At 40.2% G+C, this 23,268-nt stretch carries 19 protein-coding genes and 3 pseudogenes; 13 read left to right on the top strand and 9 right to left on the bottom strand.

The genetic code is table 11. The features are described 5' to 3' along the window. Window position 1 precedes the first annotated feature (1 nt). A complete protein-coding gene (locus AC6H44_RS17785; protein WP_500738548.1) occupies window positions 2-889 on the top strand; it encodes a LysR family transcriptional regulator in 888 nt (295 codons plus the stop codon). A 109-nt stretch (window positions 890-998) separates the two neighbouring features. Continuing rightward, window positions 999-1,397 (top strand): annotated as a pseudogene (locus AC6H44_RS17780) (S9 family peptidase); the annotation flags it as partial. Window positions 1,398-1,425: 28 nt separating this feature from the next. On the opposite strand, the gene AC6H44_RS17775 reads toward AC6H44_RS17780, so the two are convergent. Then, window positions 1,426-2,585 (bottom strand): IS3 family transposase gene (locus AC6H44_RS17775; RefSeq protein ID WP_500735152.1). Its coding sequence is split into 2 segments (ribosomal slippage): window positions 1,426-2,312 and window positions 2,312-2,585, totalling 1,161 coding nucleotides; the frame shifts between segments, so codons are not numbered across the junction. Between the two features lie 66 nt (window positions 2,586-2,651). Between AC6H44_RS17775 and AC6H44_RS17770 the strand changes: the two are divergent. Beyond that, a pseudogene (locus AC6H44_RS17770) lies at window positions 2,652-4,340 on the top strand (S9 family peptidase); the annotation flags it as partial. A gap of 278 nt (window positions 4,341-4,618) precedes the next feature. Here the strand turns inward: AC6H44_RS17770 and AC6H44_RS17765 are convergent. Continuing rightward, window positions 4,619-5,428 (bottom strand): sulfite exporter TauE/SafE family protein, encoded by an 810-nt coding sequence (locus tag AC6H44_RS17765; protein ID WP_500738546.1) that lies wholly within the window; start codon window positions 5,426-5,428, stop codon window positions 4,619-4,621. Window positions 5,429-5,889: 461 nt separating this feature from the next. Between AC6H44_RS17765 and AC6H44_RS17760 the strand changes: the two genes are divergently transcribed. From AC6H44_RS17760 to AC6H44_RS17750, 3 genes are all read left to right on the top strand, one after another. After that, the gene (locus AC6H44_RS17760) at window positions 5,890-6,864 is read left to right on the top strand and encodes a DUF1852 domain-containing protein (RefSeq protein WP_500738545.1); all 975 of its coding nucleotides are present in this window, start codon (window positions 5,890-5,892) and stop codon (window positions 6,862-6,864) included. 31 nt (window positions 6,865-6,895) lie between these two features. Beyond that, window positions 6,896-7,933: a methionine synthase gene (locus tag AC6H44_RS17755; RefSeq protein ID WP_500738544.1), complete on the top strand. Its 1,038-nt coding sequence runs from the start codon at window positions 6,896-6,898 to the stop codon at window positions 7,931-7,933. Window positions 7,934-8,434: 501 nt separating this feature from the next. Continuing rightward, window positions 8,435-9,094, top strand: a complete 660-nt coding sequence (locus tag AC6H44_RS17750; RefSeq protein WP_500738543.1) for a DUF3800 domain-containing protein — start codon at window positions 8,435-8,437, stop codon at window positions 9,092-9,094. A gap of 104 nt (window positions 9,095-9,198) precedes the next feature. Here AC6H44_RS17750 and AC6H44_RS17745 read toward each other — a convergent pair whose 3' ends face one another. Further along, complete coding sequence (locus AC6H44_RS17745; RefSeq protein ID WP_500738542.1) at window positions 9,199-9,366, bottom strand: hypothetical protein; 168 nt, start codon at window positions 9,364-9,366, stop codon at window positions 9,199-9,201. A 161-nt stretch (window positions 9,367-9,527) separates the two neighbouring features. Here AC6H44_RS17745 and AC6H44_RS17740 point away from each other — a divergent pair, with 161 nt between their 5' ends. After that, window positions 9,528-10,661 (top strand): ISAs1 family transposase, encoded by a 1,134-nt coding sequence (locus AC6H44_RS17740; RefSeq protein ID WP_500738541.1) that lies wholly within the window; start codon window positions 9,528-9,530, stop codon window positions 10,659-10,661. Here AC6H44_RS17740 and AC6H44_RS17735 read toward each other — a convergent pair. From AC6H44_RS17735 to AC6H44_RS17725, 3 genes are all read right to left on the bottom strand, one after another. Next, on the bottom strand, window positions 10,650-11,012 hold the full coding sequence (locus AC6H44_RS17735) for a hypothetical protein (RefSeq protein WP_500738539.1): 363 nt from the start codon (window positions 11,010-11,012) through the stop codon (window positions 10,650-10,652). The genes AC6H44_RS17740 and AC6H44_RS17735 overlap by 12 nt on opposite strands. Window positions 11,013-11,046: 34 nt before the next feature. After that, window positions 11,047-12,654, bottom strand: a complete 1,608-nt coding sequence (locus AC6H44_RS17730; protein WP_500738537.1) for an IS1634 family transposase — start codon at window positions 12,652-12,654, stop codon at window positions 11,047-11,049. Between the two features lie 362 nt (window positions 12,655-13,016). Beyond that, window positions 13,017-13,676 carry an ISAs1 family transposase gene (locus tag AC6H44_RS17725; RefSeq protein ID WP_500738536.1) on the bottom strand — a complete coding sequence of 220 codons (660 nt, stop codon included), beginning with the start codon at window positions 13,674-13,676 and terminating at the stop codon, window positions 13,017-13,019. A 51-nt stretch (window positions 13,677-13,727) separates the two neighbouring features. Between AC6H44_RS17725 and AC6H44_RS17720 the strand changes: the two genes are divergently transcribed. Next, the gene (locus AC6H44_RS17720) at window positions 13,728-14,861 is read left to right on the top strand and encodes an ISAs1 family transposase (RefSeq protein WP_500737093.1); all 1,134 of its coding nucleotides are present in this window, start codon (window positions 13,728-13,730) and stop codon (window positions 14,859-14,861) included. 2 nt (window positions 14,862-14,863) lie between these two features. On the opposite strand, the gene AC6H44_RS17715 is transcribed toward AC6H44_RS17720, so the two are convergent. Further along, a complete protein-coding gene (locus tag AC6H44_RS17715; protein WP_500738534.1) occupies window positions 14,864-15,406 on the bottom strand; it encodes an ISAs1 family transposase in 543 nt (180 codons plus the stop codon). 287 nt (window positions 15,407-15,693) lie between these two features. Between AC6H44_RS17715 and AC6H44_RS17710 the strand changes: the two are divergent. Further along, window positions 15,694-15,786: pseudogene (locus AC6H44_RS17710) on the top strand (haloacid dehalogenase type II); the annotation flags it as partial. A 114-nt stretch (window positions 15,787-15,900) separates the two neighbouring features. Here AC6H44_RS17710 and AC6H44_RS17705 read toward each other — a convergent pair. Next, entirely contained in the window at window positions 15,901-17,211 is a 1,311-nt protein-coding gene (locus AC6H44_RS17705; RefSeq protein ID WP_500738533.1) for a DKNYY domain-containing protein, read from the bottom strand. Between the two features lie 598 nt (window positions 17,212-17,809). On the opposite strand from AC6H44_RS17705, the gene AC6H44_RS17700 reads away from it, so the two are divergent. Beyond that, window positions 17,810-18,370: an NUDIX hydrolase gene (locus AC6H44_RS17700; protein ID WP_500738532.1), complete on the top strand. Its 561-nt coding sequence runs from the start codon at window positions 17,810-17,812 to the stop codon at window positions 18,368-18,370. 109 nt (window positions 18,371-18,479) lie between these two features. On the opposite strand, the gene AC6H44_RS17695 is transcribed toward AC6H44_RS17700, so the two are convergent. Further along, the gene (locus AC6H44_RS17695) at window positions 18,480-18,929 is read right to left on the bottom strand and encodes a GyrI-like domain-containing protein (RefSeq protein WP_500738531.1); all 450 of its coding nucleotides are present in this window, start codon (window positions 18,927-18,929) and stop codon (window positions 18,480-18,482) included. A gap of 293 nt (window positions 18,930-19,222) precedes the next feature. Between AC6H44_RS17695 and AC6H44_RS17690 the strand changes: the two genes are divergently transcribed. The 3 genes from AC6H44_RS17690 to AC6H44_RS17680 are packed head-to-tail and all read left to right on the top strand — an operon-like array spanning window position 19,223 to window position 23,255. Then, window positions 19,223-20,761: a pyridoxal phosphate-dependent decarboxylase family protein gene (locus AC6H44_RS17690; protein ID WP_500738530.1), complete on the top strand. Its 1,539-nt coding sequence runs from the start codon at window positions 19,223-19,225 to the stop codon at window positions 20,759-20,761. Next, window positions 20,761-22,080 (top strand): lysine N(6)-hydroxylase/L-ornithine N(5)-oxygenase family protein, encoded by a 1,320-nt coding sequence (locus AC6H44_RS17685; RefSeq protein WP_500738529.1) that lies wholly within the window; start codon window positions 20,761-20,763, stop codon window positions 22,078-22,080. The genes AC6H44_RS17690 and AC6H44_RS17685 overlap by 1 nt, the downstream gene beginning before the upstream one ends. Further along, on the top strand, window positions 22,077-23,255 hold the full coding sequence (locus AC6H44_RS17680; RefSeq protein WP_500738528.1) for an MFS transporter: 1,179 nt from the start codon (window positions 22,077-22,079) through the stop codon (window positions 23,253-23,255). Before AC6H44_RS17685 ends, AC6H44_RS17680 begins: the two co-directional genes overlap by 4 nt. Window positions 23,256-23,268 lie beyond the last annotated feature (13 nt).

The raw sequence follows: 23,268 nt of genomic DNA, 5'->3' as shown, positions 1-23,268 counted from the left end.
TATGGATAAACTCACCGCAGCGCAGGTTTTTGTGGATGTTGCCTACTCAGGCAGTTTTACGGCCACTGCCGATCGCCTTGAAATGTCACGCCCTATGGTTACTCGTCATATTGAGTCGGCAGAAGCTTGGTTAAATACGCGCTTATTGCATCGCACTACCCGTAAAGTAACGCTTACCACCGCTGGCGAGGCCTGTTTACCTGAAATAGAGCAATGGTTAGCACAGGCTAACCGTTTAGTTGAACAAACTAAAAGCCAGCAACAGTTGTCAGGTAAAATACGAGTAGCGACCAGTATGTCGTTAGGTTTTTCACAATTAGCCCCTATATTTACACGTTTTATGAAACGTCATCCTAACGTGCAAATAGACATAGATCTTGAAGACTCAACCACAGATCTAATAGAGCAACGGGTTGATTTGGCAATACGTATTGCAGCCAATCCTGATCCTTCGTTAATAGGTAAACCGATTGCCGAGTGTGAATCTATATTAGTGGCCTCAGCCGGCTACCTTGCAGATTATCCGCCAATAACGACACCACAACAGTTAAGCACTCATCAGTGTTTAGGCTATAAAAACTTCGACCGATATATTTGGCATTTACACAACGGGGATGAGTTTCAATCGGTTGATGTTAAATGTAATTTAAGTGCAAGCGAGGCCACCACATTACTTCATGCAGCCATAGCCGGTGGGGGTATTTCAGTACAGCCTACGTATTTGGCAAATCAATATATACTGGATGATCGCTTGCAGCGTGTATTAGCGCCATGGACATTAAACCCAATGAAAATATATGTGCTTTACCCTTCTCGACAGCATTTATCGGCAACAGTCAGAGCACTAATCGACACGCTCAGTGCAGAATTTAAAAATCCAGCATGGTAATTAATTATAAAAGTTTGGGTTTAAACCATCGCTTTGTGCGTTAAGCATGCTGATATTGTGTGCGTTATTTTGTTACAGTAAATGTAATCGAATACTAGGAACAATAACAATGAATCTGATCAAAACATCGGGCTTGGCACTGGCCATTGTTGCGGGCTTAGGCTTGCAAGCATGTTCAAGTACCAGCATAACAACCAACAACAATGCAGCGATGAGTACCGTGAATAATCCATTAAGCCTAGCGCAAATTTATAAAGATAAAGAGTTTAAAACCCAGCGTAGCACTTATTTTAAGTGGCTAGACGATGGTACCGGCTACACTGTGCTTGAAGAGCGCGAAAGCGAAAAAGAAAAAGAAAAAGCAGACGATAACAACGCCGATGATGAAAAAGAGCACGGCGTAAAAGGCAACGACATTGTATTTTACAATGCTGACGGCACAGGCCGTAGAGTATTGGTTGAGTTTGAAAAGCTGTTGCCAGAGGGCGCAGACGAGCCATTTGCAATTGTAATGGTCAACTAATTTTGGAGAGATCCTAAGCGGCATTTTTTAATTCATTATATTTCTGATGTGGTGTCATATAATCAAGCGCTGAATGCCTGCGTTTGTAATTGTAAAACTGAATATAATTATCCACCTCACTTACCACTGAATCATGATTTATAAATGAAAGACGATTCAGGCGCTCTGTTTTTAAACTTCTAAAAAAACGCTCCATAACGGCATTATCCCAACAATTACCTCGGCGACTCATACTTTGCGTTATAGTCAGTTGTGATAACCGCTCTCTAAACGTGGCCGCTGAATACTGACAGCCTTGATCTGAATGAAACATCAGTTGATTAAGGACCGGCTGTTGGCGCTTAATCGCATTATTTAATGCGGCTTTGGCTAATTCAGCATTAGGGCTTTTTGATAAAGCATAACCTACAATTTCCTTCGTTGATAAATCTAACACGCAGGCCAAGTAACTCCAGCCTTGCTGGTTCCTAATGTAAGTAATATCACCAACCCAATGCGTGTTATGTGTATCTGGGTTGAATTGTCGTTTTAAAAGGTTTTGTGCGTATTTATGATCATCACCTGAATCTGGATAATAATGTTTTTTCTTCGGCGCAATGGCTTGTATATTCAACTTATTCATTAATGTCGCCGTTTTATACACCCCTATGGTGTGATCAAGCGCATTGAGTTCAGCATGTATTCTACGTCTGCCATACGTATAACCGGAGTCATCAGCTATCGATTCAATTAAATCTAAAAGCACCTGCTCTTGTTCATCGGGTTTGACAGGCTCATAGTAATAGCTACTCATACTGACCTCTAAAATACGACACAATTCAGTGATAGTGTAATCTGTGTTTGCTTTCTTCAATTCTTTCATTACTTTAAGTTTTGATTGTCGCGAATGAAGAAAGCGGTGGCTTTTTTTAATATGTCATTATCCCTTAAAGCACGCTGTAGCTGCTTCTCCAATGATTGAATACGTTGCTGTTCAGGTGTAAATGCGTGTGCATTTTCAGGGCTATTACCCTCTAATTCAGATAAATATTGTTGCTTCCAACGTGATACGGCGGACTTGCCAGCGCCAGACATTTCTTCAATTTGCTTATTGATGTAACCTTCCTCCACCATAAGCTTGGCATATTCGAGTTTTTGTTGTGCGCTAAGTGTTACTTTTGATTTTCTAGTCATATTGATACCTTTTCGGTTTAGCTCATTTTACGCTATAAACCTCTCCAGTTTCATTAGACCATTACACTCACAACCGATGGTAACGCCACCATAGTTAACGGTAATTTTGATTGGGTATACGAAGAAGAGTTTACTATTGCCGATGGTTTTCGTTGGAGCCCCGACAACAAATCAATCGCCTATTGGCAGCTTGATACCAGTGATGTTAAATTTTTCACTATGATCAACAACACCGATGAGCTCTACCCTACCCTTAAAGAATTCCCGTATCCTAAAGCGGGTGAAACTAACTCTGCCGTGCGTGTTGGTGTGGTAAGCCTTAGTGATAAACAAACCCGTTGGGCTGAGCTTGAAGGCGATAACCGCGACCGTTACATTCCGCGTATTAGCTGGGCAGGCACCGGTAATGAGTTAATGATCCAAGACTTAAACCGTCCGCAAAACCATAATAAAGTGTGGTTGTTTGATTGGAAAAAGCAGCAACTGACCAAAATTTTAGAAGACAAAGACGATGCCTTTATCGAATGGTTTTACAAAGCCAACTGGTCAAAAGACGGCGAGTTTTTTATTTGGCATAGCGAACGCGACGGTTGGCGTCATCTTTATCGTGTATCGCGCGATGGCAAAACTATTATCGACCTAACCCCAGGCGATTACGACATTATTGATATGCTTACCATCAATGAAGATAAAAACGTAATGTATTTTATTGCCTCGCCAAACGATCCTGGTCAGCGTTATTTATACAGCACACCGCTTGATGGCAGCAGCAAACCGGTACGGGTCACACCTGCTGAGTTTGAAGGTTCAAACAGCTACTACATGTCAAAAGATGCCTCATGGGCAATGCATACTTACTCAAAATTTGGTACGCCACCGACTAAAGAGATCATTAAAGTGAGCAATCATAGTAATGTAAAAACCTTAGTTGAAAATACAAAGCTTAAACAAAAGCTTGTTGAACAAAGCTTACCAAAGCATGAGTTTTTTAAAGTCAACGCGCAAGATGGTACTGAGCTTGACGGCTACATAATGTTCCCTAAAAACATGGATAAAAGTAAAAAATACCCAATTGTGTTTTACGTATACGGCGAACCATGGGGTTCAACGGTACAAGACCGCTGGGAAGGTAACAGTTACTTGTATAAATCACTGTTAACGCAAAAAGGCTTTATTGTGGCATCGGTTGATAACCGCGGTACACGTGCACCAAAAGGCCGGGATTGGCGCAAATCGATTTATAAAAAAATTGGCTCAATTACCGTGCAAGACCAAGTAGACGCCCTAGATGCTATGGCTAAACGCTGGGATGTAATAGACACCGATCGCGTTGGCGTATGGGGACACTCAGGCGGCGGTAGCTCAACCCTTAATTTACTGTTCCGCCATGGTGATAAATTTAAAGTAGGGATTGCTTCAGCACCGTTGCCAGACATTCGTTTGTACGACACCATTTACCAAGAGCGTTACGCGGGCAACCCAAATACCGATCCCCAGAGTTACGATAACACCTCGCCGATTACCTTTGCTAAAAACCTAACCGGTAAGCTATTGCTTATTCACGGCACAGGCGATGATAACGTGCATTACCAAGGCTCAGAGCGCTTAATTAACGAGCTTGTAAAGCATAACAAGCAGTTTGAGTTTTTCTCATACCCCAACCGCTCACACAGCCTACGTGAAGGCAAAGGCACCACCTTGCATTACCATACTATGATGGCTGATTTTTTTGAAAAGCATTTACTAAATAAGTAACCGCTTTAAAAAAGGACAATACTAAAGCCGCACACTTATTATTAGTGTGCGGCTTTTTTAATCAAAGTGTAACGGGGGTTTACAGCTGAGTTGAAAGGTTAGAGGTAAAGAGCTTCGGGTTCCGATCCTATTACCTAAAATTAAACCTCGACGCGGGGTGAACCCGCTGCTACAAGTAGCTAATATTCTGGGTAGCAGCGGCTTTATGCCGCGTCTTTTAAAGTTGTAAGTATGAGCCGTTTTTTTAAGGCTCATAATTTAACGCGAGCTAAATAACCTTATCGGCTAAACATATTAATTGCCATTACAATTAATAAGCCAGCAAATATTTTCTTTATGGTTGAAACTGGCAAATAATGGGTAGCTTTAGCACCGAGTGGCGCAGTAAACCATGAGGTGCATACAATACCCAATAAAGCGGGCAAATACACAAAACCTGCAAATCCTTCTTTTAGGCTAAATAACTGGCTGCCTGAGCTGATATAACCCATTGAACCAAACAGCGCTATCACAATGCCAGAGGCCGAGGCGCAGCCTATGGCTTTTTTCATATCAACAGAAAAAAACGTCAGTAACGGCACTAATACTGCCCCGCCACCAATACCTATCATGGCAGACAAGCCACCGGTTATGGTCGTATAAACACTGAGCAACCCTTTATTTGGTAACGGGCGCGCTATTGCTGAATCACTCTTACCTGAAAAAATCATTTTTAGTGCAATTAACACCACACTCACAGCAAACACCAAGCGCACAACATGCTCAGGTAACAATGCCGCCATAAAGCCACTAATAAGCGCGCCAAAGGCAACGCCCGCCATAATCCAAGGTGCAATATCCCAGGGTACATTGCCATTTTTATGATGTGCAATAGCCGACGAGGTCGAAGTAAATAAAATAGAGGCAAGCGAGGTAGCAATGGCAACCACCACTACTTGTTCAGGTGGTAAAGCATTAAAGTGCAGTAATATCATGCTGAGTATGGGCACAATCACCAACCCGCCCCCTATTCCTAATAGGCCAGCTAAAAAACCAACACCACTGCCAAGTATGGCGCAGTATATAATTAACACTATTAAATCACTCATTCCTTTTGTCTCTTTTTATGTTAGGGGTCGTTATGCTCTGTGGCGGTGAGTTGCTTGTAAAAAACGTTTAATAGCACATAAGCTCACCAAGGTTTATTCGAGTATATCAATAACCTTTTATGCAAATGGCACTTTAAGTGCCTATAAGCATTGAATAATACTCACGTCTTGTATGAATAAATTACAACACCCGCAAAAACATCTAGAAATCTAGACTTCTAAAGTGGCTTTTGTGAGAGGGTCATAGGTAATTAGCTGAATTTACCCGTTTAACTTAGTAAGAGAATGAATCTGGCTCATGTTTTACCTGAAATAAACCCGTTTTTCTTCATGCTACATACCGTGTATAAATTTATTAATGCTGCAAAGCACCCTTATTGCTAACCCGTTATTTTGGTTTTAACAGCCAGCAATGTGTGATTAATAAAAGCAGTAACAACTCAAATTGAAAGGATACGGCTATGAGCACTGATCTTATATTTACTATTAAAAGCACTAACTTGGATGAAAACTACCATCCATCAAACAACACACGTATTACGACCAATTTTGCTAATTTAGCAAGGGGTGAGAGCCGCCAACAAAACTTACGTAATACCCTAAAAATGATCAACAACCGGTTTAATGCACTCGCCAGCTGGGATAACCCACAAAGGGATCGTTACGCGGTTGAGCTTGAGATCATTTCGGTTGATTTAGACATTGCTGGCAGTGGTCAGGCATTTCCGTCAATTGAGGTATTAAAAACCAATATTATTGACCGCCAAACCAACCAGCGAATTGAAGGTATAGTGGGTAATAACTTTTCATCGTATGTGCGCGACTACGATTTTAGTGTGTTATTGCTTGAGCATAACAAAAGCAAACCGCAATTTAGTATTCCTGATAACTTTGGTGACCTACACGGCAAATTGTTTAAATACTTTGTAAACTCAGATACCTATAAACAGCACTTTAAAAAGCCGCCGGTTATTTGCTTAAGCGTGTCTGATAATAAAACCTATCAACAAAGTGAAAACTTACACCCTATTTTAGGCGTAGAGTATCAGCCTAATGAGTCGTCGTTAACAGAGCAATACTTTAAAAAAATGGGCTTACAAGTGCGCTACTTTATGCCACCAAACAGCGTTGCACCGTTAGCGTTTTACTTTTTTGGTGATCTACTTAACGACTACAGCAACCTTGAACTAATTAGCACTATTAGCACCATGGAAACGTTTCAAAAAATCTATCGCCCAGAAATTTATAACGCCAATGCCGCCGCAGGTAGCCGTTATAAACCAAATTTAAAAAATGACGATCATTCGTTAACGCAAATTGTGTATGACCGCGCAGAGCGAGGCCAATTAGCGGTTGAGCAAGGCAAATTTACCGAGCAGCATTTTATTAAGCCTTATCAATCAGTGCTGCAGCAGTTCTCAACAAGTATCGCTTAATCACACAACAAAATTAAAGGCAGCATGTATTATGAAAAAATTATTACCCACTTCATCAGCAGGCAGCTTGCCAAAACCCTCATGGCTTGCCGAACCCGAAACCTTATGGTCACCATGGAAACTACAAGGCAACGAGCTAGTTGATGGCAAACACGACGCCCTGCGTATTTCTTTGCACGAGCAGCAAACCGCAGGCGTAGATATAGTCAGCGATGGCGAACAAACTCGCCAACACTTTGTAACCACTTTTATTGAGCACTTAAATGGCGTTGATTTTGAAAACCGTAAAACGGTTAAAATTCGCGACCGTTACGACGCCAGCGTGCCGACAGTGGTGGGCCCTGTGTCTCGCACTAAATCGGTATTTGTTGAAGACGCTAAGTTTTTACGCCAGCAAACCAACCAACCAATTAAATGGGCATTGCCCGGGCCAATGACCTTGATCGATACCCTGTATGACGATCACTATAAAAGCCGTGAAAAACTAGCATGGGAATTTGCTAAAATACTTAACCAAGAAGCCAAAGAGTTAGAAGCCGCTGGGGTTGATATAATCCAATTTGATGAACCCGCTTTTAACGTGTTTTTTGACGACGTAAACGACTGGGGCATAGCCTGCCTAGAGCGAGCAATAGAAGGGCTAAAATGCGAAACCGCCGTGCATATTTGCTACGGCTACGGCATTAAAGCTAACACCGATTGGAAGAAAACCCTCGGCACCGAGTGGCGACAATACGAAGAAGTATTCCCTAAGCTGCAAAAATCGAATATAGATATTATTTCGCTTGAGTGCCAAAATTCACATGTCCCCATAGAGCTACTCGAACTGGTACGCGGTAAAAAAATAATGGTAGGCGCAATCGATGTAGCCACCAATACCATAGAAACACCCGAAGAGGTGGCCAAAACCCTACGCGAAGCGCTTAAATATGTAGATGCCGACAAGCTCTACCCTTGCACCAACTGCGGCATGGCTCCTCTGCCGCGTGATATTGCAAACGGTAAACTTAACGCCCTAAGCAAAGGCGCAGAGCTGGTACGTAACGAGCTATTAGCAGCCAGTTATTAGCAGTGAATGTCGCTTAATTTTTAGTTACAGCTGCTGTAAAAAAGCCACACCTAAACACATGTTGAGGTGTGGCTTTTTTAATCAAAATGTAACGGGGGTTTACAGTTAAATTATAAGGTTAAAGGCAAAAGGTGTTAGGTGAAAGGTTTTAACTTAGTTGAATATTGGTTAGGTTGAGTGCAAAAAATTAGCTTAAGTAATCAAACCTAACTGACAGCTAGGTATTATTGATTGAGTGGAGAGTGCCATAGGCAGACAATGGCAACGCAACCTTAAGCGGCGAGTAAAAGTTAGCTAAAATGTGAAGCGAAACAGAGCCAACTGCAGAATCCCTCTTAAATTGTTTGTTATGTTTTTATTGACAGCCGAACTTCTGTCATACATACTCTGCGGCGTGTGAGTAAAGCCTAGCGTAGCCGCGACGCCTCGGTATCGTAAGCGTTATATAAGAACGTCGGTGTTAGGGTTCACACACCCACTTCCCTTATACAACAGACTATTATGACATCTACGAACATTTACCTCGATGAAAGCGGTGACTTGGGTTGGACCTTTGATAGTCCTTATCGCAGAGGTGGCTCCAGTAGATATTTAACCATTGCCAGTCTCATTGTAAGTCCTGAAAAAAAGCACTTGCCAAAGCGAATGATAAAGAAACTTTATCAAAAGTTTAAGTGGGATTCGAAAGTAGAAAAGAAATGGTCAGAAATGACTTTTGAAGAGCGCACCGAATTTGCAACTCGTGCCAAAAGACTCGTTGAAGCTAATCCTGACGACATCAAGTATGTATCTATTACTGTACGCAAACAAAACGTCCAAGCCCATATTCGAACTGATGCCAATAAACTATATAACTACATGATTAACTTGTCATTAGTTAAACACATGAAGCTTTTTAACAATGTGACTTTTATTCCTGACCCTAGAAGCGTAAAAGTAGAAAGTGGTAATAGCTTACATGACTATTTACAAACTACACTTTGGTTTCAAGAATCTGTTTCAACTGTATTAAAGACTCGACCTCTTGATAGCTCTGCTTGTACAAACTTACAGTTTGCGGACATGCTGTCAGGTATTGAACAAGGTTACTTTGAGGACTCAAACTCTGAACCTTGGCGTATTCTATCTTCCAAAATTAGTTACAATACTCTGTTTTTCTGATTAAAAACAAAACGCTTGCCTAACCAGCGCGAAATAACAGGCTAAAATAAGCGACATAGGAGTGCAAGCATGTTGTTTTGCGTCCTCTATGGTTAAAGCGTTTGTTAGCTTTTAATTGCAAGCTTCTCAATTAAGCCAGGCAGTTCATTGCGTAATTGTTCTAGATTTTCGTGGTTATCACTAATCTTTACAATACCACCAACTTTATTGGCTTCCTGAATATATATAGATGCAAAAGCCGTTTGTTTATATGCTTCAAAAAGTTTAAACACTATTTCGTTTTGAGTTGCTGTACCCGAACTATTTTTTTCTATAAATTCAACAATTGAATTGTATGCTCCAGGGCAAACGGGTGAAAAACATACAAGTACTTTTTGATCATTTGACCGATCCTAATGATCGTGGTTTATAATAGTCTTTGCCTGTACGAAACATGAAAGAAACGACTATCAGCCAAGCTTTTAATCAACTAACCGATCCAAGAAACTCTGCCAGTGTCCGCCATCCACTTATTAATATTCTGAGTATCGCTATTTGCGCTATTATCAGCGGTTGCAATAATTTTAACGAGATAGAAGAATACGGAAAGTCAAAAGTAAAGTGGTTACGGAAATTTTTAGACCTGAAAAATGGTATTCCTAGTCATGACACTTTTAATGACGTACTCAATCGCCTCAACCCAACTGAATTTAACAGCGCATTTACCAAATGGGTCACTGAAATAAGTAAGAATAAAGAAGGAGTGATTGCTCTGGATGGTAAAGTAATGCGCCGTACATTAGATAAAGCCTCAGGTATGCCCGCAACTCATTTAGTCAGTGCATGGTCTGTTGAGAATAATTTTTGTTTAGGACAAGTTAAGGTTGCTGATAAATCGAATGAAATAACCGCTATCCCCATTTTGCTTGAGCTCCTTGACATAAAAGGAGCGACAATTACAACAGATGCCATGGGATGCCAGTATAAAATCGGTGAGCAAATAATCTCTAACGAGGGTAACTATGTGCTTGGACTTAAGGGGAATCAAGGGGAGATTTATGATGACGTTAAACTACATTTAGATACCCAGCTCAACACGCAATTTAAAAATATCCCACACAGCGTGCATCGTTCACTAAATGGTGATCACGGGCGAATAGAAAATAGAGAGGTTTGGTTAACGACAGAAGTAGATTGGCTGGTAGCACGACATCCACGATGGAAAAGCTTAAAAAGTATTGCCGTAATATGTTCAACACGAGAGGTAAATGGTGTAAGTTCGAATGAGCAGCGGTATTACCTTAGTAGCCATAAAGATAAAGATGCTGCATTTATTGCTGATGCTATCCGTAGTCATTGGCATGTGGAGAATAAATTACATTGGCAACTCGACGTTAGCTTTAATGAAGACCAAAACCGTTTACGCAGTGGGTATGCAGCTCAAAACATCGCGTTAATTAATAAAATAGCACTTAATCTATTGAAGAACGAAAAAAGTGCAAAGGTTGGAGTGAAAAGCAAGCGGTTGAAAGCGGGTTGGGATAATGTTTATATGATGAAAGTGCTAACCGTTGGGCTAACTGTATAAAATCAACCCGTTTGCCCTGTTGTATGCTCGGATATGATCACGAAATACACGAATATTATATCGTTGTTCCTCAGTAAAACTAGCAGCAACATCACAATAAAAAGCGTCAAAAACAGGTGTTGAAACGGGAGCACCTAGCGAGCAACTATAGTTATAATTATGGCCATATTCTAAAGCTGATTTCTTAGCAGTTTTATTGCGTTCACCAAGAAGTATTTCTAAATCTTTTAACTCTAAAGATATAGCCAACTTTAACTTGTTAATTTTCCATTTTGATTTTATTATTTCAGTCAGTTGTGATAACCCCCAACCAACTACTAAAGCAATTAATGCTACTTGTAATTTATCCACAATTCTTCCTTAAAACCGACATTCCGCAACGCTTTCAGGAATAAATTTCTTGATAGATACTGCCCATGCAATCAATGATTGTCCTGTTCCTCTGCTCTATATTCAATACTAATTCCTGTGTTTCACTTAGCGTTAACACATGAATACCCTGGAAACAGAAAAATACCCATCGCGCTGTTGGGTTTTGACAGGGCTTGTATTTTAAGTTGGGAAAATGAGCTTCCTGCGCTTTTAACTCAGCCCTCATTTTATGCTCCAGTGCGGCGTAAACCATTAAACAGCACGTCATTATCATTAACAGTGCCTCTATCCGCTCTGGTTTTTTCAAGTAAAGTGATGAGGTTAAAAAGTCAGGGCTCTTTAAAAATCGAAATCCTTTCTCAACACTTTGTTGGGATTTGTATAAACTGAGCATTTTTTCCATCGACAGCGAATCGCGTAAATCATTCGTCGCCAGTATAAACATGCCTTTGTCTTGTAACCTCGTTTTTCTCGCTGCTAGTGTCCAATAAACTGTGCCTGTAATTTGATATTCAATACTATCGGGTTGTTGCATTAGCTTTGGACGACCACTGCGTTTAAATACGCCCTGCTCAATGATTTCATGCGCATATACTTCACTGTCAGGATGCCCTTTTTGCCACGTTTTTAATGCTTGCTCTGCATCTAAACGACACGCAAATTTTTGTTTGTTTAATTTCTTAAAGGATTTTAGCGTTTCATTGCTTTCTTTTTCCATCCGCTTAGTGAGCGTATGTTGCTCTCTATTTTTGGCTTGCTCACTTTTTAGCAATAACCAACGCTGCTTGACTTCTCCATATTCTGATGTCAACCAAGCGCCGCTATACCCATTGTCCATCTGCTCGAAATTGAGTGTATGTTGTGCCTTGATGGCTTCTTTAACCTGTTTTAATTTTTGTGGCGCACGGGAAATAAAAAGCTGCGCTTGTTCGTGAAGTGATTGGATCGTTTCTGCGGTATAAAGCGCTGCATCGCCAATAAAGTAACGGCTATTCTGTGCCGCTTTGAGACTGCTTATATGCTGTTTTACAATCTGTTTAAAGCCTTCGCTATCATTGCTATTACCGCTGGCTGCTTGCATATAAATAGGGATCCCCGCTCTGTTTTCTGTGATCAAATTCAATATAACTTGATTTAACTCAGGGCGGTGATCTCGACTATAGCCTTTGACAAGTTTGATCGCTTGGCTATCAATATCATCCTCATACTTACCATCAACATGAATACTGGTTGAGTCTAAATTGATACCTTCACAAGGAAGGTTTAAGTGCTTTACAACGTGGGCTGATAAGGTTTGATAAATACCGGAAACACCGGCGTCATACAGTTTATCAAGGCAACGACCTAATGCATCATCATTAATATGCTCAGCTTTTATCCCTTCTCCAATAAGGCGCTCAACGGGGCGCTCTTTAAAGTATTGCGGATACATATGCAGAGTGCGGCCAACAAAACCAAGCCCATTTAAAATCATGGCTTCAACAAGTTGACCATAAGAAATCAACTTATCAGGGCTTTGCTCAGGGAGTGATTGATCAATTAACTTAGCAATACCAAGTTCTTTGTTCATACCTGCAACTAAACCTAAATGATCAAGACTTTTTGTTGAATAAGACGCCATAAATTTTACACCACTTAAAGATAAGTAATAGATCAAAAATGGAGATCGTCGTCAAGCTTTTTTATTAATTTTTTTGGGTGCGGAAAGACGGTTAAAAGCTAACATTTTAGTATTTATGCGACACGCAGTTTGTGTTGCATAATCGCTTGTTGGACTGAAGCGCTACCTGCTCGGTATGAATCTGAGCGGTCAAATTTTAACTTCAGGTATCATATTTATTGACTGAGCCGTTATCTTTATTTTGACGACGAGGTAAAGTCTAAAGCAATAAGATAAACCAGTAACCCCCTACTTTTAGCTATTACCTAGTTTGATTTCTAACTAGCCTTTTTACCCTTCCTAACAGGGCAAACGGGTTGATTTTATACAGTTAGCCCAACGGTTAGCACTTTCATCATATAAACATTATCCCAACCCGCTTTCAAGCGCTTGCTTTTCACTCCAACCTTTGCACTTTTTTCGTTCTTCAATAGATTAAGTGCTATTTTATTAATTAACGCGATGTTTTGAGCTGCATACCCACTGCGTAAACGGTTTTGGTCTTCATTAAAGCTAACGTCGAGTTGCCAATGTAATTTATTCTCCACATGCCAATGACTACGGATAGCATCAGCAATAAATGCAGCGTCTTTATCTTTATGGCTACTAAGATAATACCGCTTCTCATTCGAACTTACACCATTTACCTCTCGTGTTGAGCATATTACGGCAATACTTTTTAAGCTTTTCCATCGTGGATGTCGTGCTACCAACCAATCTACTTCTGTCGTTAACCAAACCTCTCTATTTTCTATTCGCCCGTGATCACCATTTAGTGAACGATGCACGCTGTGTGGGATATTTTTAAATTGCGTGTTGAGCTGGGTATCTAAATGTAGTTTAACGTCATTATAAATCTCCCCTTGATTCCCCTTAAGTCCAAGCACATAGTTACCCTCGTTAGAGATTATTTGCTCACCGATTTTATACTGGCATCCCATCAGGGCAAACGGGTAAAAAACATACAAGTACTTTTTGATCATTTGACCGATCCTAATGATCGTGGTTTATAATAGTCTTTGCCTGTACAAAACATGAAAGAAACGACTATCAGCCAAGCTTTTAATCAACTAACCGATCCAAGAAACTCTGCCAGTGTCCGCCATCCACTTATTAATATTCTGAGTATCGCTATTTGCGCTATTATCAGCGGTTGCAATAATTTTAACGAGATAGAAGAATACGGAAAGTCAAAAGTAAAGTGGTTACGGAAATTTTTAGACCTGAAAAATGGTATTCCTAGTCATGACACTTTTAATGACGTACTCAATCGCCTCAACCCAACTGAATTTAATAGCGCATTTACCAAATGGGTCACTGAAATAAGTAAGAATAAAGAAGGAGTGATTGCTCTGGATGGTAAAGTAATGCGCCGTACATTAGATAAAGCCTCAGGTATGCCCGCAACTCACTTAGTCAGTGCATGGTCTGTTGAGAATAATTTTTGTTTAGGACAAGTTAAGGTTGCTGATAAATCGAATGAAATAACCGCTATCCCCATTTTGCTTGAGCTCCTTGACATAAAAGGAGCAACAATTACAACAGATGCCATGGGATGCCAGTATAAAATCGGTGAGCAAATAATCTCTAACGAGGGTAACTATGTGCTTGGACTTAAGGGGAATCAAGGGGAGATTTATGATGACGTTAAACTACATTTAGATACCCAGCTCAACACGCAATTTAAAAATATCCCACACAGCGTGCATCGTTCACTAAATGGTGATCACGGGCGAATAGAAAATAGAGAGGTTTGGTTAACGACAGAAGTAGATTGGTTGGTAGCACGACATCCACGATGGAAAAGCTTAAAAAGTATTGCCGTAATATGCTCAACACGAGAGGTAAATGGTGTAAGTTCGAATGAGAAGCGGTATTATCTTAGTAGCCATAAAGATAAAGACGCTGCATTTATTGCTGATGCTATCCGTAGTCATTGGCATGTGGAGAATAAATTACATTGGCAACTCGACGTTAGCTTTAATGAAGACCAAAACCGTTTACGCAGTGGGTATGCAGCTCAAAACATCGCGTTAATTAATAAAATAGCACTTAATCTATTGAAGAACGAAAAAAGTGCAAAGGTTGGAGTGAAAAGCAAGCGCTTGAAAGCGGGTTGGGATAATGTTTATATGATGAAAGTGCTAACCGTTGGGCTAACTGTATAAAATCAACCCGTTTGCCCTGGGCATCCCATGGCATCTGTTGTAATTGTTGCTCCTTTTATGTCAAGGAGCTCAAGCAAAATGGGGATAGCGGTTATTTCATTCGATTTATCAGCAACCTTAACTTGTCCTAAACAAAAATTATTCTCAACAGACCATGCACTGACTAAGTGAGTTGCGGGCATACCTGAGGCTTTATCTAATGTACGGCGCATTACTTTACCATCCAGAGCAATCACTCCTTCTTTATTCTTACTTATTTCAGTGACCCATTTGGTAAATGCGCTATTAAATTCAGTTGGGTTGAGGCGATTGAGTACGTCATTAAAAGTGTCATGACTAGGAATACCATTTTTCAGGTCTAAAAATTTCCGTAACCACTTTACTTTTGACTTTCCGTATTCTTCTATCTCGTTAAAATTATTGCAACCGCTGATAATAGCGCAAATAGCGATACTCAGAATATTAATAAGTGGATGGCGGACACTGGCAGAGTTTCTTGGATCGGTTAGTTGATTAAAAGCTTGGCTGATAGTCGTTTCTTTCATGTTTTGTACAGGCAAAGACTATTATAAACCACGATCATTAGGATCGGTCAAATGATCAAAAAGTACTTGTATGTTTTTTACCCGTTTGCCCTGCCCTTCCTAAAGCAACGCGAATGTTTCTGGTTTGAAAGCGCTGCTTATTAATTACTTGATCAAACCCCACCTTACCATGCGGTATTTTTAACCAAACCGTAACGGGGGTTTACAGTAACTGCTTAAAACACGGGCGCTGTTACTGTACTTTATTACCTAATAAAGTAATTAATACTGAATAATGTAATCGCGTTGTGTCGTTACTTGAAAGCATGGTTGGCGATAGCGCGCACGCATTTTTGAATACTTGGCGCAATAAGCAGTTAGAATATTCATTTAGACGCGGCAAGATCATCAAACGCCTCTATTGTCGTGGGGGTTTTCTCAGGCTGTTTGAAAGCCATAGTCGAATACACAATAAAGATACAGTGTAAATAATCATACTCTGTATCTTTGCGTGTTTATTCCGAAATTTTCAAATAGTACTCGCCCGCATCGTTTTCGTCAGCATATAAATTTTCTTCATATTCAAAGGTTAACGGATCGGCGTCGATTACCTTATACTCTTCCCAATAAACATGCTTAGCATCTTTTGAGAAACGATCGGCTATTACGGTGAAGGTTTCGGGATCAGCGTCCTCAATGGCTATACTATAATAAAAAATCTCAGCCCCTATACGAACAAATATTTTTTCATCTTCATCAAGAATAACCACATCTTCAGGTTTAACATCGATCAATTTATTATTTCTGCCATACACTTCGTTATTGTAAGCATAAAAATTATTTGTAATATCTTTAACATCATCAGTAGGAACCAGAATCACCCGCGTTGGGCTTAAGTGAAGCGACTTCCATTTCCACATCTTCTCAAGCTCGCTGGCATCAGAACGGCTCACTTCTGCCACCGTTCTATTGTCAACAATATAACCGTTGTAATAAACATGCTTATCATCTTTGGCAACAGAATCATTTAATACTTTAAATATAGACGGATCACTTTCTGGAATGGGTGTATTAAAGTAGTAGGCTTGGTTTTTATCTTTTCTGTAGTAGGGCGTAATCACCTTAAAACCATCGGCCACCATACCCTCAACAACATCACCATGTGAATAAACATGCTGTTCATCTACGGCATATTCATCATTAATAATTTTAAAACGACTCGCGTTGTTACTAATTATTTTTCCTTGGTAAATCACCTGCTCGTCATGGCGAATATAACGCTCGTTTGCATTTTTCATTGCTTCTGGCACTGCTTTACGTGGCAATTTAACATCAATGTAATAATATAAATATTCTTTATCCATGGCGTATGAGCCTAATAAATAAGAGAACGAAGCGGCGTCTGCACCTTCTATCATTTGCCCATAACAAAAAACCTTGCCATCACTAATAAGATAACCAGATTCTTCTTTACTTGCATTAATACCCGATGTTAACAACTGAATTGAGCTAGGATCTGCACCCTCAACTCGTCTTCCGTCGTAATAAATACTATTACTATCTTTAGCGTAAGACTGACTAATCACACTGAACGTATCAGGGTCAGCTCCTTCTATTGGGGAGCCTCCAATCTGGAAAAAATTGCCATCTAAAACATAAACAACTTTACCGTCTCGTAGGTAATATTGATTGCTAAGTTTACTATCAAAAGCAGTCGCGTTATGCGTGCTTGGGTTATTAACATATAAGCCAAGAATAAGAGCGATTAAGGCACCAACAAGGGGTATGACTAAAAATATAATTCCAATCCATATGAGTATTTTCATTTATCTATTCCATCGCGATTAAATATATCAGCGAATAAAGTAACATATTTATAGCGCCTTGTTTAACGCACTGCTAATGACTAACTTTAGGGTCTGTTGACCTTTCAAGGTTAAATTTGCAGCAGTCTGTTTGGTATTTAGGCAAGGCAGAGCCTATGTAGTGTGGTTATTCCCCATAAATAGGCGATAACGCAGCATCAATGCCAAACAGGCGCTGCCCTTCGGGTTCTGCCTAGGGGCGATTTACTCTTTGTTGCTCGGTTTTTACTTAGCCCACTAGGTTACAAACCTCGCGCCGCGATTAAACCGCCCCTAGTTTGAACAAATTGTAATCCGCAAAGGTCAACAGACCCTAGATGAAGAGGGCGTTTAGAATCTTGGGAGCTAAAGGAGTCAGCCAAAGAACCAAAGAGGTCAAACCTGACTTCAGATATCATATTTATGACTGACCAGTTATTTTGATAATCCCTACTTTTAGCTATTACTTGATTGTTAACTCAGCAATTATAGATTTGACAGCGGGTCTACGTATTTTAAAACCAATCGACTACCTCGGTAATGCCTCCATGGTAAAGACGAGTTGTGATGCTACATCAAAATGGTAAAAGATGGGCATTACCATACTTCTTCTACTTATGATAAAATTGCAACCAGATTATTATCAATAAAGTTAAGCTCCAGCAAAATGTTTTTAAAAGAAATTGAAGAAGTATTGGTAGAAAAGCCCAGTAAAAAAGATCGAAAAGTAGTTATTGTTTATCCTTTTAATACAAAAACAAAAGAAATTTTTATCATACAAGAATACATACATGGCTATGATAGAAAATTTTGGAAATTTGTCAGTGGGGGAATAGATAAAGTAGGTAAAAGTGTAAAAGCGCATGCCATTGAAGAACTTGAAGAGGAAGCGGGTATGCAGGCAAATGAGTTTCATCATTTATACTCATCAGAGCCTGTTTTTGGGAACCGACCCATGCATTATTTTATCGCAGAAAACCCTATTATGATGGAGAATCCGCCTGAAAATCCTGATGAAGACTATATCACAGCGACTAAATGGGTAAATCAAGCTGAGTTTCAAAAAATGTTAGATAACCACGAACTACTTTGGGATCAAGGCACAATGTGCGCTTTACAAGCGTTTAGAAAATATCAATAAACCTGTTTTTAGTAATCACTTTTTTGCGTGCAGCGTAAATAACAGGTAACTAAACGTGACTGACATAAACAGGGCGGCTAGGTTTGTATTTACAAACCTAGCCGTTTTTTTAGTCTTCAATTGCAATGGCAATTTCTATCTCGTTACTGCTTTTGTAGTACTCAAAATCACTGGTGTAGGTGCGGGCATAACGGCAATCGTCTGAGCTGAAATATTGCCAAACCTCTCCCCATAAATCGATAACGGCATCAGGCATCTCACCTTTGCCTTTAAATACTAAGTAACGCCCTGCTTGGGTGGTTACTTTTTTAGCTTCAGGGTGCGTGATTGATAAATTATCACAGCAGGCAATGACATCAAAATCGCCAGTAAGATCGCTTTCGTAGTTAGTATACACACCATACACTTTGGTGTTTTCAGTAAGGTTACTTGCAAACTTTTCACTAAAATTTTGCCAAAGTTCAGCTATATTTGCAGTGCCAGCGTTCATTTCATTGGCGTTGCAGGTTCTTACTTTTAAGCCGATTAAGGTCTGACTTGCGAGTTGTTTTACTTCCATAGTGACTGTCCTTTAGCGTTAATACAGACACTAACGTAACAGAAAAAGCAGAAATATTTTAAGTTTTGTATTAAATATTTCATAAATTGTATTTATTACACACTATTGAATAAATAATGTACCAGCTGAGCTGGATATAACTCAAACTCAAGTTAATTATCGTTGTATTTCCTCTAATAAATTTACATCTATTTTATAAAAAGATGAACATCTCACTCTTTTTCATTATTGTAAATAGAAATTATTATCATTAAGATCCTTGCACCTAAAAAGTGTACTCAAGGAATGTTGGTGTGTCTCAATCTCAAATGTTAAATGTTAATACCATTGAAAAACAGGCCGTGTTTGTACAAAGCGGCCTACCCCCTCAATTTAATTTAGAACAATTCATTAATTATCAAATAGCGTCATTGCAAGGGTTGTCGGCGGTACAGCAAGCTATGGCTAAAGCGCAAAACCCTTTTTCAGGGGTGTCGGTAAATGCGTTAGCAAAAGTAGTAAACGATGTTGATTTATCGCAGCCTTTGGCTGATTTTCCGGCGGTGCTTGAGGAATTAAAAGGCGTGTATTTAGATCATGCCGTGTATTTTCATCACCCTCGCTATATGGCGCATTTAAACTGCCCTGTAACCTACCCTGCTGTGGTGGCAGAACACATTATTGCTGCGATTAATACCTCGGTAGATACGTGGGATCAAAGCGCTGGCGCGACATTAATTGAGCAAAAGCTGATTGATTGGACATGCCAAAAAGCTTCACTGCCAAGCTCTGCTGATGGCGTATTTACCAGTGGTGGTACACAGTCAAACTTAATGGCTATGTTGGTTGCCCGTGAAGTGGCTGTTAGTCGCTATGCACCCGAACATCAGGTAAAACTTCAGGGCTTACCGGCTGTTGCATCGCGTTTTAAAATTTATTGCTCTGAGGTTGCCCATTTTAGTATTCAAAAAGCGGCGGCGTTATTAGGATTAGGTTACAACGCCGTGGTACCGGTGACTACAAACAGCAAAATGCAAATGGACATAGACTCGCTTAAAGCCGCAATTGCAACCAGCAAAGCGCAAGGTGATTTACCGATTGCGGTAGTAATTACGGCAGGTACAACCGATTTCGGCTCAATTGATCCAATTCATAATATTGCCCTATTAGCCAAAGAAGAGCAGCTATGGTGCCACGTAGATGGCGCTTATGGTGGCGGTTTGTTGGTGAGCGAACATCACCGCAATGCGCTAAATGGCATTGAGTTGGTTGATTCTATAACCATTGATTATCACAAATCGTTTATGCAACCGGTTAGTTGTAGTGCCTTTTTATTAAGCGATAAACGTCATTTTAGCCACATTACCCTTTATGCCGATTATTTAAATCCATTAGCAGAGGCCGGTAATGGCACCCCTAACTTGGTTGATAAAAGCCTACAAACTACTCGCCGCTTTGATGCTTTAAAACTATGGCTTACCTTACGCACTATGGGAGAAGCACCGCTTGGCCGCGCGTTTGACAAAGTAATAGGGCTTGCCCGCCAAACGCATATTGTACTGAACGACCACCCCGACTTTGAAGTGGTTAACTACCCTGAGCTAAGCGCGTTAGTGTTTAGATTTGCCCCTGATGATTTAAAGCATGATCTCGATTTACTCGACACTTTAAACCTGCATGTACGACAAACGTTTTTAAAAACCGGTGACGCTATGGTTGCCCGTACAAAAATAAATGGCCGTCACTATCTTAAATTTACATTGCTTAATGCGCAGTGCCAATTAACTGATGTACGCGCTGTTATTGATCAAATTAGCCACATTGCATGGCAAGCTTATAAGGAAATTGCATAATGGATAATCAACCTTACGATTTTATAGCTATTGGCCTTGGTCCATTTAACTTATCTTTAGCGTGTTTAAGTGAACCGCTCAAAGATGTAAAAAGCCTGTTTTTAGAACAACGCAGTGAATTTGATTGGCACCCAGGAATGATGCTGGAGGGCGTTACATTACAAACGCCGTTTATGTCAGACTTGGTAACCATGGCTGATCCAACCAGCAGGTATAGTTTTTTAAATTATGCCAAACTAAATAATCGGATATACCCGTTTTATATTCGCGAAAGCTTTTTTTTATTGCGCCGTGAATACAACTTATATTGCCAATGGGTTTGCTCGCAGCTTTCAAATATTAATTTTGAACAAACAGTCACTCAAGTTGAGTTTTGTCCGCAAAGCGAGTGTTATACCGTTAGCTGTAATACCCCTAATGGCATGCAACATTATGTGACTCGCCATATTGTTTTGGGAACAGGCCCTGCACCGTATATTCCTGATTGCGCTATGCAAAGTAACTCAAATAACGTAATGCACAGTAGCGACTTTTGCCATCGGCTTGATGAATTAAAGGCAGCTAAACGGGTCACTGTGGTAGGGGCTGGGCAAAGTGCAGCAGAAATTTATCACACTTTATTGCAGCAAGCCGTACCGCAAGGCTTGCAGTTAGATTGGATAGCACGCTCACCGCGTTATTTTCCGCTTGAGTATACTAAGCTCACCCTTGAAATGACCTCTCCTGAGTATGTTGATTACTTCTATAATTTAAAAACTGAGCAGCGAGATTGGCTCAATCAAAACCAAAAAAATCTATTTAAGGGCATTAATGGCGATTTAATTAACGATATTTTCGACACCCTCTACGCGCAAAGCCTTGAGGGGCCAATTTCTACTACATTTAAAACTAACAGCAAGCTAACTAACACTCAAAAAGTAGGTAAGCGTTTACTGACTGAGTTTTTTCATCAGGAGCTTGACCAGTCTTTTTCAATAGAAACGGACTTTTTAATTTGCGCTACGGGCTTTAAATATCAGCGCCCTGCTTTTTTAAATCATATTGCCCAGCAATTACCCCAAGATGAGCAAGGCCGCTATATTGTGAGCCGTGAATATGCGGTAGATAGCGAACAAAAACGTATTTTTGTACAAAATGCTGAGCAGCATACGCATGGTTTTGTAACTCCTGATTTAGGCATGGCTTGTTATAGAAACAGCATTATTTTGCGCGAAATTTTAGGTTATGCGCCTTATCAGGTAGAGCAAAAAATTGCTTTTCAAAACTTTGATTTAAGCGATGTCACTCTATCAACACAACAACAGAGTAGCGCCGCATGAGTCTTCGTTTAGTGCTAATTTTGCTGACGGTTATTTCGGTGGTGTGCGATACCTTACTCCTGCCGTTTTATCCGCAATTTTTTGCTAGTGAATTTGCTATTAGTAACGCCACTTTAATCGGCCTATTTGTGGCTAACTGTTGTATTACTGTGATGCTGGCTTTACCGCTGTGGGCTAAAGTTGCAAAAAAATACAATGAGTTGGCTTTGTGGTTAGTAACCCAAGTGGTAGCCGCTGGTTTTGGCGTGCTTTGCTACTATGCTACCAATGTGTGGGAGTTTTGGATTTACTACCAACTTATGTTGGTGCTAAAGGCAAGTTATCTACTTATATACCCATTTGCACTGCGGTTAGAGCAACAAACTAAGCACTTATCTATTATTGGTTTGTTTTCTGTATTGATGCATTTTGGTGCGATTGGTGGCGCTATTATTGGTGGTTATTTCTTTAGTTTAGCAGAGCCACGCTATGCGTTATTACTCAGTAGTGCGGGTGATCTAGTTCAGGTTTTATTATGTGCCTACTTAATGTATTCATTAAAAACAGGTATTTATCAGCAAGCAATAGCGACTGAAAAACCGCGAGAACGTATTCCCTATTTTATTTGGCAATTTTGCTTTTTAAGTGTGGTGGTTTATTTTAGCGCGTTTTTAATTCGCCCCTTCTTTACTACTCATTGGCAAGCATTAAACGCACAAAGCAGCACCTTGCAAAGCGCTGTTGTATACGCCATTCCTGCTTTTGCAGCGCTTGTTATGCTGGTTTTTAACCATTTCAGGCAGCATTTACCACTGCCAACGTTAAGCCGCACTAGCACTTTGTTATGTGCACTTATTTTGGGGGCGCTTGGACTTTATTTACAAGCGCAGGAGTCGGTGGGGTTAGTGATTTTATCGCGTGTTTTATATGGTTTTGCGCTATTCCAAGTGATGGTACTGCTAGAGGTAATGCTATTTGCTAAAAGTGAGCCTGCACATTACGGCAGCGACTTTGCCAAAGTGCACATTGCGCAAAATATCGGGGTTATTTTAGCGTCGTTATTAGTGGGTATGAGTGTAGAGCATCTTTCAACAACGGTTGTGTTTTACTTTGCAGCCATTGGCTTTGCAAGCCTTGCCTTTATTTTGCTTTGGCGAGTTAAGGCTGTTGCTCGAACTGCGCGTTCAGCGTCTTAGTTTTTAAGATTTA

The organism is Pseudoalteromonas sp. TAP-3C (assembly GCF_059888565.1).
This window is presented reverse-complemented; position numbering and strand designations above follow the sequence as displayed.